Below are 11981 nucleotides of genomic sequence, written 5' to 3' on the forward strand. Positions count from 1 at the left end.
GCACTCATTCAACAGATATTGGATATATTGTGTACTTCCCATTTTCAATTCAAAAATAGGTTGCAGCTATTATTTTTCATTCGAGATTGATTGTGTCCACACCCGCTTAGTGCAACATGAGGCAGTGGATACTCCCCAGGAGTACCCTTGTGGGGGTATACAGTTGTAGCAAAAATGTGTTAGCCCCAATTCTTCTCAAACTGTTTGGCATAGCGGGGCCAGTACTCCTCGAAGTGATCGATGGCTTCCCAAATGTCCCAATCAACGGGCTTCTTGTCTTTCGGATCGCGAAAAAGCCGGTCCATGTGAGTATATCCATGGGATGTATCAACACGAGCGATATCGATACTTCTCTCAGTTGCGGCGTTTTTGTAGTATACGTTCACGGAAAAGTCGTCAGGGTCGAAATAGTCTGGTGTCCCCCGAACCGCCATTAGATACGTTCGTCCCCGCCACGTCCCAAGGTTGTCCTCAAAATTCTGGGGTCCGGCCATTATTGAAATTCTCCTACATAAGCACATATCCCGTAGCTATTTAACTGTTGACCTCCTAAGTCATCATAGACCAAGGGGACAACCCTTCACTGGAGTTGGTCGAGATAACCATGAAAGTCAGAAAACAACCGTATGATGCCAGGGAAGGCGTATCGTCAGAACACCGCAGCCGGACGGGAACGGATTAGGATGAATCAGAAAACTAAGTTCATTCGGCGAGTAGCGGAAGCTGGCTTCGACGATGTGTTGCTACTCTCCCGCTCGACCGCCGAAGAAGTGCTCACAGAAAAAAGAATGGAGCTACTCAACGAGATAGCTACTGACGATCTCGAATCAATGCGAGATCTTGGTCGCCGTGTTGATCGAGACATCAGTATCGTCAAGCGCGACCTTGACATCCTATATGAGGCTGGAGTTGTCGAGTATGAGCAAAACGGTCGTGCAAAGCGGCCAGTGCTTGCTCACAAGAACGTGTTCGTCAAACCTGTCGTGTTCGAAGGTGAGCCAATGGAAGACGCAACCAACCACACTGGCGAGATAGCTGCTGACTAAGACGAATTTGGATTTTTACTGTTGAACAGATTCGATGAACCGAACATCTCCATTGACCTCTATAATAGGAAGTGGAATCGGTCGGGTCGCCTCCCTCGGCGAAGCGGATTTCGTTCTCGGCGGCAGAACGTAGGTTTCTCGGGGAATGTTCCGATATCTGAGAGTGCTTCCAGTTTATTTGCTATCGTGTTCACACGGGGTGGCACCCTGTCACGCTATCTGGATTCCAGAAGTAGAATGGGTGGGAACGGGTTTCTCACCACGCTACCCCCGGATCGTGATGGCCAGAATGGTGCTGCGCAGCTGGTTTCGCTGCCCACTTGTAGCGAAAATCGGATTTCTGCTGCCGAGAGAGTTTCATCCTATATCAGGCTTTTACCTGTCGAATCGTTCGATCTCGGTGGATAGGCCGCAATAGAGGACGACATTTTTAAAAATATTTATATGAATCTTTTCAACAGGAAAGGGCACCAACAGCTTTCGGTGCATTTGGGTAGATGAACGACATTCCGATCATCGAAATTGCTCCCTCGACGAAAGCAAGCAAGTGGCACCTTCGAGAACCACTATTGGTAGTTTTCGATTCGAACGGGGGTTGGAATCGTTTTCATTCCTTCGAACGGTCCCCACGACCGAGACAGCATCCACTAAATCGGGCCGTGCGAATCTAACGATCTCCCTATTTCTGACCGATGATCTGGTGGTCGTCCAGTTCGAATCCCTTGCTCCGCTACTATAGACATACCGTAGATCGGTGTCTTTTCGGACGCATTCGCACGTTTCAGTCACCTCTCGTTCAATCGGATGACAAGATGGACCTATATCATAAATCAAATGTTGCTATACGCATCCTGAACGCATGAGTGGAGGTTCGTACTTCGTGGGACGGTCATATGGCTGCCGACGTGAACCTGCCGAATTCACGTTCACCAGCAGGTTTACTCTCCCAGCAAACCAATGCTACGGGGATCATGAACGCCAGTGATCCGGATTCGGGGGGAGCGCCACCAGTTAACGAGGGAGCCGATGTGATCGAGAACCCGATCACTGGAGAGCGGGTGGTATTCTTGCGCCGGGGTGAAGAAACCGATGGCGAACTCGTCGAGCTGGAGATCGTTGCCGAACCGTTCGCGGCCGGTCCACCTGAACACGTACACGAACGCCAGCGAGAATCCTTCGAGGTTGTTGCGGGGAGTGTAACTGGAACGCTCGACGGTGAACCGTTCACCGTTTCCGCTGGCGAATCCTTCGTCATCCCTGCCGGAACGCCACACCGCTGGTGGAACGACGGCGACCAAGAACTACGAGCGCGTGTCGAGGTTCGTCCCGCCCTGGAGTTCGCGGAGTTTCTGGAGACTGTCTACGGACTCGCGGCGGATGGCAAGACGAACGCCAAAGGGATACCGAATCCCCTTCAGATGGCCGTGATCGCAGACCACTACTGGGAGACGAATCATCTTGCAAGTCCTTCGGCTTTGATACAGAAACCGACGTTCAAGCTGCTTGCTCCGTTCGGTCGCCTTCTCGGCTATCGTCCCCACTACCCCGAATACAGTCAGTCGTGACCAACGTGCACATCACCGCCAACCGGGACAAAAGGAAGGCTGGAACTATCTCGGTACCCGAACGCGATCGTTCGTTCTCCGAATACGATGATTCGGTCAGTCCATCGGTCGTTTTGCACAGCTTCGGTTACATCGTATAGTCGTCTCCGGCAGATCGAGCCGCTTCCTTTCTCGCTCCTGAGACTCACAATCTCCGTTAGAAAGCCGAAACGAAGGGAGTAGGCGGAAATTACCTATAAACAAGTGGGACATTTCACCGGACTGGTGTGATTCGGATGGGTATCCTCTCTACACTCCGGACGACGCTGTTCGATCGGAAAGACGAACGGACTCTTTACGTCTGTGGTGGCTGTGGGCGATCGTTCGAATTCCAGCGGCAGGTGTGTCCGGAGTGTGGGGGCTACGATTTCACGCGGACGAGCTGGAAGCACTAGCTGTCACCCTTCGTGGACGAACGGGGGCGTCTCCGACCGATAGCGGTGCTCGATCCACATGCATCTTCAAACCGTTGGATACCCTATGTTTCGACAGTCGTGGTCAAAGAACTGGAGCGCGACCTCGGGCTGTACGCGACCATCACCATCAGCATCGGCGCGATGATCGGCAGTGGCATCTTCGTCCTCCCCGGACTGGCGTCGAAGATAGCTGGCCCGTCGGTCGTACTCGCGTACTTTCTCGCGGGAGTTCTCGTTCTGCCCGCTGCGCTTTCGAAAGCCGAGATGGCGACTGCGATGCCTGAAGCCGGTGGAACGTACCTGTATATCGACCGTGCGATGGGGCCGTTACCGGGAGCCATCGCCGGAATCGGCGCGTGGTTCTCTCTCGTGTTCAAGAGCGCCTTCGCTCTTGTCGGACTCGGTGCGTATCTCCTGTTGGCCGTCTCCGTTCCTGCTGGCACGGTCACGGTCGTCGCACTCGCACTTGCACTCGTGCTCGTCCTCGTCAACGTCGTCGGCGTGAAACAGAGCGGACGGTTACAGGCCGCGATCGTCAGCATCGTGTTGCTCTCGCTCGTTCTGTTCATCGCGGACGGACTCACGTACGTCGACCGACCCAACTACCACCCCTTCTTCTCCCACGGCGGTGGCGGCCTGTTGGAAGCGACCGGATTCGTGTTCGTGAGCTATGCCGGGGTGACGAAGATAGCGAGTGTCGCCGAAGAAGTCGAAGAACCGGGGCGAAACATTCCTGCCGGAATCCTCACCTCCGTCGTCGTCATGATGCTCGTCTACACGTTCGTCGTCTTCGTCATCGTCGGTGTCGCACCGACCATCGAACTGACCGAATCGCTGACGCCGATGGCACTCACTGCGAACGAATTTCTCGGTCGGACTGGCCAATTTGTGATCAGTGCCGTTGCCGTGCTGGCACTCACGAGCATGGCGAACGCGGGAATCCTCTCGTCGTCGCGGTTTCCACTCGCCATGAGCCGCGATTCGCTCGCCCCACCGATTCTGGGCAATATCCACGACCGATTTCGAACCCCGGTCTTCTCCATCGGCTTTACGGGGCTCCTCCTCGGTATGCTCATCCTATTCGTCCCGGTCGTGTCGTTGGCGAAGCTCGCGAGCGCGTTCCAGATCCTCGTGTTTGTGTTCGTGAACGCCGCACTCGTCGCGTTCCGCGAGAGCGAGCTTTCGTGGTACGAACCGGAGTTCGTCGCTCCTGCGTATCCGTGGGTGCAACTGTTCGGCATCCTCGGTGGACTGGTTCTTATCACGCAGATGGGATTGGTACCCATCGTCGGTGCCGTCGGTATCATCGTCAGCGGCCTGCTCTGGTATCGGCTGTACGGTCGGGAGCGAACGGAACGAGAAGGGGCAGCACTCGACGCCATCCGTCGCAGTTCGGTCGAGCGCGCACTCGAACGGACACGGGTCGTCTGTTCGGAGCACGGCTCGACGCGACTTCTCGTCCCGGTCGGATGACGCCCACCTCCCGAACAGCGCCAAGAACTTCTCGAAACGATCCGTCTCGGCACCGATATCGTTCGCCCCGCTGGTGGGCACGTTCAGGTCGTCCACTTCGAAGAGATACCCGCGCAGCTCGGTCTCTCTGCTGCAGCAGACCAATCTCCTGTGGACGTGGAACTGGAACCCGATTCGGGCGATGCTCTCGACGTCGACGTTCCAGTAGAGTTCGGTGAGATCGTCACACACGACACGAAACGTGCGGTCGCAAATTACGTCGATCACAACGGCATCGACATCGTGCTTGGCGAGTGGCATCCGAGTCGCTGGCACGCAGAACTCCTCGGCGCTGACGTGGACTGGTATATGCGACACACCGACAGTGACCTCGTCTTCGTCCGAAACCGTGGCTACGACACCGTCGAGGAGATCACCGTCATCGCAGATCAGGGGCCGTTCGATCCACTCGAAGTCGTTGTCGCGGACGGAATCGCAACTGCGTCCGACGCAACGATACGGTTCGTCGCAACGGTCGAAGAGTCCGCATCCGACGAACGACTCGATACGACGACGCAGTATCTCGAATCGCTCGGAGAGTTCTGTCGCGGGAGATGTGAAACGACCGTGGTCACGACCGACGACCGCGTCGCCGGGCTGGTCGAGGTCGCGAGGTCGTCGGATCTGGTCATCATCGGCACGTCCGCACACCATCTCGTCTACGACGTGCTCTTCGGGGCCGTCCCCGACGAACTGGTGGAGCGACTGGACTGTACCGTCTTGCTCACCCACACCCAGAAACCACGACGGCACACGTTCTTACGCGCACTCATCGACCGACTCGTCTACTGACGCTTTCTCGATTCCACTGCTAATTCCGAACCAGTCGGCCACAAAACAGTGTTGGATCCACGTCGTTACTCTGGAGAGTATGGCTGATATTCCTCGGCGGCAGCTACTTGGGTGGACTGCTGGACTCGCCTTCGCGGTCGGTAGCTGGGGGTTTCTGGCTGACGGGTGCGATACTCGAGCCGAGACGCAAGTCGATCAACTCGCCGCCGACCACGTCGTCTCGACGACGACCGAACTCGAAGCGGCCTTCGACGCGCTTTCGAGCGGTGAGACGCTCGTCCTCACAGGCGAGAACGCTCCGTATCGGACGAACCGCTGGCTCGATATCGACGTTGACGACGTGACCATCGTCGGCTCCGGCGCTTCGACCCTCGTCAAACCTGCCGACGGCACTAACGTCGGTGGTATCCGGATCGGGGCAAACCGCCACTGCGAGAACGTGACCGTTCGTGGGGTCGGGTACCACGGCAATCCGAGCGGTCAGCGTTCGTTCGCAAAACGACTTCACGGTATCATCGTCCAGGACGCCGAGAACGTCATCCTGTCCGGAAACTATCTGACGCGAACACACCCGTACCACGACCACAACGAGGGTGGAAGCGGTATCAGCGCGGAGCGCGAGTGCCGAAATGTTCGCATCCTCGGAAACCGGATCGACGATATCGGTGACCGGGGAATCCAGGTCGCTGGACAGGGAGTCGTCGTCGCCGGCAACGTCGTCACAGACGGCTTTGACCGGTCTATCTCCTGTGACGTCTGGCGCTCCGGGAACCATCAACAGGGTCGAAACATCAGCGTCGTCGGGAACGTGATGGGTGACAACAGCGAGGGGAGCCTGACCGGTGTCGGCGGAAACGACGCACAGACCGACCGAGGATACGTTCTCATCGCCGACAACGTCGGATTCGGTTCCCACAAATCGTTCTGCCACATCGGATTCGAGGGTGCGGTTCACGACGTTCGGATCGAGGGTAACGTGAGCGTCGCCGGACGGTCGGATTTTGCGGGTATCTCGCTCGATATCGAACGTGCGTCGAACGTCACCGTCGTCGACAACGACCTCTCCGACTACGGCGGGTCGGGAATCAAAGTCGAAGACGGAATCTCGGAGTTCACCGTTTCGAGAAATAGCATCTCCGACGTCGATAGCGACGGGATTCGAATCGTCGGAGCGAGTGACGGGACCGTCGCTCACAACACCGTCGCGGGAACAGGTCGAGCAGGAATCCTGTTGGACGACGCCAGATTCGTCGATGTCGAGAGCAACCGCGTCCGGAACGTCGAACGCGCAGGAATCGTTGCTCATGGCTCCGACCGTGGCGGTCACGAGATCTCCGACAATCGTGTCCGCTCGTTCGGTCGCGCTGGTGGCCACGATGCGGGTATCCTGATCCGAACCGAGGGGAACGTCGTCCGAGGCAATCGCATCCATCAGAGCGACGGCCCGGCGATCGTCGAAGGCGATGGCGGTGGGGACACCCTCTACGGCGAGAACTGGGCGAATGGGCGCAAGCCGTGGTTAATCGATAGCGCGACGTCGATCGTCCGCGACCACGTACCAGCCTTCGACGTGCACCGGGGACTCGTGGCCGACGAGTTGGGAGTCGTCACGCTCCAGTTCGACAAACCCTACACGAGACGACCGAGGCTGACCTTCGGTCGTGTGGGTGGGGGTGTTCAGGATATCTCGTACGTTCCAACGCAGGACGGTGGGTTCGATGGTGTGATGCTTACTGTCGGGTCGCCGAGATCGAGCATCGACGTCTTCGTCGAATCGATTCGATGACGGTCGACGTTCATCGACGATCATCTGTGAACGTCATGTCGATGTGACGCTTATCGACGATGGGAGACGGTTCGAATGGTGCGTTTCAGGCGTTCGTAGCGAGACTGCCGGTGGTGGTCGTCCGTGTCGTCGCGGGACGGTTCACCGGTCTCCGGTCGGTCGCCTGAATCCTCGTAATCGAGTTTCACGACGAGTGCGGTTACAACGACCCCAGAGGTGACCCCCGCTGAGGTCGCAAGTACCGCGAACTCCCGACCGAGTCTACCCACGTCGAACGTTCCGAGATGCAAGAGAAGCCATACCATACCCGAGACGAACAAGACCAGGCCAGCACCGCTCAGCCAGCCATCCATGGATAGGTCTCCCTCCAACTCGGCTGTGAACCAGACGAGGACACCTCCTGCGAGAAAGTGGATACCGAAGACTGCGACGAGGAATGCAGCAGTAGAGACCACGGAAAGCGGATCCCAGGGAGATACCGCTGGTGTACTCCCAACCGCTGCGTTCAGGAACCCATCGACGAATCCGAGAAACGCTCGCAGGAGCGCGGCGACGAGCGAATCGACGATCGCGAGTCCCTCGTTTACGACACCTGCTTCGAGGTCGAACAGCGACCTTGCGAGTCCCGACAACGCTCCGATTCCGGTGAGTTCGGCGAAGACGAAGAGGAAGATCAGCGGTGTAACGGCGACCGTGAGGACGCGTCTGAGGATAGAGTAGACGATTCCGGTTCGCTGTATCAGACCCTTTCCGACGAACCAGACGAGCGCCAGCAGAGGGACGATGGCGAGTGGTGATCTCTGAAGGAGGTGGGCGGTCGTTTCGAACATGTGGAAGACGATGACTCCGGGTACGCTCACCCTAGAAGGGCGACCTTGAGAACGTTTTGGCTCCCTCGTCATGATTTCGATGGGGTCATTCGCCGAATCGATTCGGGAAACTGTAATGGCAGGGGAGGAGTATGGAGTCGCATGCCAACGTGCGAACCGATTGGGAGAATTTCGACGCCGTTCGATACGCGGGACGACGCACCGAGACAGGGCTTTCTGGAGGGGGCGACGGGAACGATTTCGCTCGATTCGTCGTACGAGAAGGGATTGGACGGTTTCGCTGCCGGTGACGACGTGCTCGTCGTCTGGTTCGCCGACCGAGCAGACCGCTCGGTGGTGACGATAGACCGCGACGGTGGGCGCGGCGTGTTCACGACCCGGTCTCCTGCACGTCCGAACCCCATCTGTCTCTCCGACTGCGAGATACTCGACGTAGAGGGATGCGACGTTCGTGTTCGCGGGGTCGATATGATAGACGGCACGCCGGTTCTCGATCTCAAACCACCTATCGAACGAGACTGACGTTCTGGTCGGTGCTGACAGCTCGTCTCCACTCGAACCGACCGCGACCGAAACTGTCTGAAAGTAGTGGTGTTGGGTTACCAGCCCGGGGATGACAGCTACTGGCTTCCGCCAGCGCCATCTGTCGATCCAGCTTTTATGTGTTAAGTGTTACCATCGGACAGAACGGTTTCTCGAAACGAGATGTTCAAAAAGGACTGCTATTCGGGGATATAGAATCGCAAATCATCCGCGACGGTTCTGTCCCAGAGGAGTAGTTCGATATGCGTTCTATGACTTGGATAGGCCTCTTCTGGAACCGAGTCGAACCAATCGAACGGGACTGCCGACAGGTCGTCGAACGAATCGTGATCGACGCGTCTCTAGATCGACTCCCGAAGCCGGGTGAAAAACTGCTCTTCGTCGTCGGCAAGTGCCATGGCCTGCGTCCCGGCCTCTTCGAGCAGTCGTTCCTGTTTTCGACCCTCACATTCGCTCGCTTTCTTGAGCGTCTCGCTCAATCGAGTCCACTCGTCGGCGATGTCGTGGAGATGAGTCGGGAAGTCGGCTTCGAGTCCGAGTTCCGAGGCGACCTGTTCGAGGAAATCGGCGTACAACCGGCGGAACGCCCCGCCGCCAGTTCCGCGTCGTTCGATGTTCTGATAGGCGAATCGCGCACACCAACTCGTATCGTCCAGCTGCGTCCACGTGGGAAGATCGTCTGCGAATCGCCTGATAGCGTCGATTCCTTGTGTCTTCCAGCGACCGCTTTCGGGTTCTAACAACTGCTCCGTAGCTCGCTCGATCGCGTGCGTGCTCGCCGTCTCGATGTCGCGCTCGATGTCGGGGTCACGAACGACGAGCCACTGATTGTCGAGTGGGCCGAACCCGTAATCGGAATCCCACGCCTCCCGTAGGGCCGTTTTCGGCAGTCGTTGTACCGACTCGAACTCGGTGTCGGAGAGGAAGACGTCGTCTCCCTCGAATCCGACACAGAGGAGCGTGTGGGGGCCGAAATGCGTGTTCGTGTCGAAGTAGTCGAGGTAGAAGATATCCGCGAACAACATGACCGGCTCACCGTCTTCGATGTGTGCTTGCACGTCGTCCCACGCCGTCTCCCAGTCCTGCTCACTCGTCTCCCGATACTCGACTCCGAGCGTTTCGAAGAACCCGGTTTCTAACTGCCCGTTCCGACCCATGATGAGCCGGCTCGCTGGCCCGTGGTCGTAGTAGCCGAAGCCTAATCCGGCCCCGATCCCGAAACAGAACGGCTCGTCGAAGCCCCAACCGTAGTACGCTGCCAGATTTCGAAGCGAGGCCGAACCGCAGTGGGCCCCAGTCGCGTGCGAATATTCGGACAGTTGCATACACGAGTGAGTGGTGTCACCCGCAATAGTAATATCGTCCTCGGGGCGCCAGCCGCCGGTCCGTCGCTGTCGAATCGTTTCGTGGGTACCTTCATCATATCTCCTTCGTCGGGTCGCTACCGTCTCTCGGATGCGATTCCCGCGCTCCGAGAATGTGCTACCATTGATAAATCCCTGCCGTCCGAACTACCGTTTAAGAACTCACGATGACGAACGATACGACCTCCACTGTACCACGATTGTCACGCAGAACGTTCCTCACCACGACCGCACTCTGTGCCGGCGGAGTTGCCACGGCGACGACCACCGCAACAGCAGAAAGCGACTCTGGTCTCGACGACTGGTTTTCGGACGTAGACAACTACGACGGTGTCGTCGATAAGACCGGGAAGTCGGAAGTCCGCGTCGAAGTCGGCTCCGAGGCGAACGGTGGTGCCTTCGGCTTCGGCCCCGCTGCTGTCAGGGTCAGTCCCGGAACGAAAGTCGTCTGGGAGTGGACGGGCAAGGGCGGCGCACACAACGTCGTCGCCGAGGGAGGCGCCGGATTCGAGAGCGAGATGGTCAGTGACGCGGGTTACACCTTCGAGCACACCTTCGAAGACGCTGGCTCCTACAAGTACTACTGTCTGCCGCACAAGGCGATGGGGATGAAAGGGGCCGTGGTCGTCGGGGGCGCGACAACGAACAAGAAGGCTGTCGAACCCGAGTTCGGAGACTGGTTCGCGGACGTGGACAACTTCGACGGCGTAACCGACCGAACCGGCAAAGACGAGGTGACGGTGGAAGTCGGCACCGACGCGAACGGTGGCGCGTTCGGTTTCGGCCCCGCCGCAATCCAGGTGAATCCGGGAACGAAGGTCGTCTGGAAGTGGACGGGCAAAGGTGGCGCACACAACGTCGTCACCGACGATGGCACGTTCGAGAGCGAGATGGTCAGTGATGCAGGGTACTCCTTCGAACACACGTTCGGGGAGACGGGCACGCACAAGTACTACTGTCTGCCGCACAAGTCGATGGGGATGAAGGGTGCGGTCGTCGTCACCGAATCCACCGACAGTGCGCTGAAAGCGCAGACCGTGGAGACGGTCGAAGGGCCTTCTTGGTTCGGTAAGGTGTTCGCTGGCTCCGTCGTCGTGATGATGCTGGCACCCATCGTGTCGAGCTTCGTCAAACGCGGTTCTGACGACGGAACCGAGTGATCGTCGTCACTCGCTCGGCGAGCGTTCCCCGTCCGTGTGTACTTTGACGAACGCTCGCCGGAGGATGCTGAGGAGCAGGTACGTCTCGTATTTTTGCGTGTTACAGTGCTCGCAGGGTGCCATCTCGGCTCCGATTCGCTCGATATCGTCGTCGTACTCGTCGTGGAGCGTGTCGAGGAGGTTGCTCATCTGTGGTCGAACCCGGTTCGCCATCTCGTCGATCTCCGCCGTGGCACCCTCGGGGATGGCGTACGAGAGCACGATCGTGTTCGCCCGGTAGTACTTCGTCGTCCCGCCCCGGTGCTCTTCGAGACGGGCGACCTCGACCAACCCGGCGTCACGCAACTCGTTGATGTGATGGCGCACGGTGTTCTCCGTCCGTTCGTAGCCGCGATCCGCGAGTTCGTCGTGTAACTCCGCGACACCTAACTCTCGCTCCGCGAGCATGTCGAGGATCATCGCCCGAACCGGTTCGTCCACCGCACTGGATACGTCCGTATCGCGGATCGCGATATCCTTCAATTCGACGTCGGTTGCGAACTCGCTCATCTCTGTCTCGAAGTAGGGAACGTGGCCGTATAGATGCTAGGTATCGGCTCACCGACCATCTAGACGAGTCGTTTCACCGGTGCGAGCGACCCTGAAGCCGCTCAAACATATCATTTGAGAAATGCTTTTTGATGGCCCGCTCGTAGCATCACTCGAAGAGAGCATGACCGAAACTGTCCAATATCGTGTGCTGGACTTCGACTGTCCGACGTGTGCGAGCAACGTCGAGCGAGCGCTGAAGAAGGTAGATGGCGTCGAATCCGTCGAGGTTCACTACACGACAGGCCGAGTCGAGATACAGTACGACGAAGGTGCCACTGACGCCAGTGGTTTCGAGCAGACGATACAGCAACAGGGCTACACTCCGCAGCCAGCCTGA

General features: G+C 57.9%; 13 protein-coding genes. 9 read left to right on the top strand and 4 right to left on the bottom strand.

From position 1 onward, the window contains the following. Positions 1-179: 179 nt before the first annotated feature. Positions 180-494 carry a DUF7718 family protein gene (locus ACR3FE_RS19520; protein ID WP_458209182.1) on the bottom strand — a complete coding sequence of 105 codons (315 nt, stop codon included), beginning with the start codon at positions 492-494 and terminating at the stop codon, positions 180-182. A 132-nt stretch (positions 495-626) separates the two neighbouring features. Here ACR3FE_RS19520 and ACR3FE_RS19525 point away from each other — a divergent pair, with 132 nt between their 5' ends. From ACR3FE_RS19525 to ACR3FE_RS19550, 6 genes are all read left to right on the top strand, one after another. After that, complete coding sequence (locus tag ACR3FE_RS19525) at positions 627-1046, top strand: HVO_A0114 family putative DNA-binding protein (protein ID WP_458209184.1); 420 nt, start codon at positions 627-629, stop codon at positions 1044-1046. A gap of 971 nt (positions 1047-2017) precedes the next feature. After that, positions 2018-2611 (top strand): cupin domain-containing protein, encoded by a 594-nt coding sequence (locus tag ACR3FE_RS19530; RefSeq protein WP_458209185.1) that lies wholly within the window; start codon positions 2018-2020, stop codon positions 2609-2611. Between the two features lie 275 nt (positions 2612-2886). Continuing rightward, positions 2887-3045 (top strand): hypothetical protein, encoded by a 159-nt coding sequence (locus ACR3FE_RS19535; RefSeq protein WP_458209186.1) that lies wholly within the window; start codon positions 2887-2889, stop codon positions 3043-3045. 99 nt (positions 3046-3144) lie between these two features. Beyond that, complete coding sequence (locus tag ACR3FE_RS19540) at positions 3145-4539, top strand: APC family permease (protein ID WP_458209188.1); 1395 nt, start codon at positions 3145-3147, stop codon at positions 4537-4539. A 150-nt stretch (positions 4540-4689) separates the two neighbouring features. Next, positions 4690-5370, top strand: a complete 681-nt coding sequence (locus tag ACR3FE_RS19545; protein ID WP_458209190.1) for a universal stress protein — start codon at positions 4690-4692, stop codon at positions 5368-5370. A gap of 79 nt (positions 5371-5449) precedes the next feature. Continuing rightward, positions 5450-7156 carry a right-handed parallel beta-helix repeat-containing protein gene (locus ACR3FE_RS19550; protein WP_458209192.1) on the top strand — a complete coding sequence of 569 codons (1707 nt, stop codon included), beginning with the start codon at positions 5450-5452 and terminating at the stop codon, positions 7154-7156. 50 nt (positions 7157-7206) lie between these two features. Here the strand turns inward: ACR3FE_RS19550 and ACR3FE_RS19555 are convergent, their stop codons facing one another. Further along, positions 7207-8016, bottom strand: coding sequence for a hypothetical protein (locus ACR3FE_RS19555; RefSeq protein ID WP_458209194.1), 810 nt, complete (start codon positions 8014-8016; stop codon positions 7207-7209). Between the two features lie 111 nt (positions 8017-8127). Here ACR3FE_RS19555 and tsaA point away from each other — a divergent pair, with 111 nt between their 5' ends. Next, the gene (tsaA, locus tag ACR3FE_RS19560) at positions 8128-8508 is read left to right on the top strand and encodes a tRNA (N6-threonylcarbamoyladenosine(37)-N6)-methyltransferase TrmO (protein WP_458209196.1); all 381 of its coding nucleotides are present in this window, start codon (positions 8128-8130) and stop codon (positions 8506-8508) included. Between the two features lie 362 nt (positions 8509-8870). Here tsaA and ACR3FE_RS19565 read toward each other — a convergent pair whose 3' ends face one another. Next, positions 8871-9854: a BtrH N-terminal domain-containing protein gene (locus ACR3FE_RS19565; protein ID WP_458209197.1), complete on the bottom strand. Its 984-nt coding sequence runs from the start codon at positions 9852-9854 to the stop codon at positions 8871-8873. 206 nt (positions 9855-10060) lie between these two features. Between ACR3FE_RS19565 and ACR3FE_RS19570 the strand changes: the two genes are divergently transcribed. Beyond that, a complete protein-coding gene (locus ACR3FE_RS19570) occupies positions 10061-11053 on the top strand; it encodes a halocyanin domain-containing protein (RefSeq protein ID WP_458209199.1) in 993 nt (330 codons plus the stop codon). A 6-nt stretch (positions 11054-11059) separates the two neighbouring features. Here ACR3FE_RS19570 and ACR3FE_RS19575 read toward each other — a convergent pair whose 3' ends face one another. Beyond that, entirely contained in the window at positions 11060-11602 is a 543-nt protein-coding gene (locus ACR3FE_RS19575) for an ArsR/SmtB family transcription factor (protein WP_458209201.1), read from the bottom strand. A 163-nt stretch (positions 11603-11765) separates the two neighbouring features. Here ACR3FE_RS19575 and ACR3FE_RS19580 point away from each other — a divergent pair, with 163 nt between their 5' ends. Next, positions 11766-11981 (top strand): heavy-metal-associated domain-containing protein, encoded by a 216-nt coding sequence (locus ACR3FE_RS19580; protein ID WP_458209202.1) that lies wholly within the window; start codon positions 11766-11768, stop codon positions 11979-11981.

The organism is Haladaptatus rarus, from assembly GCF_054177585.1.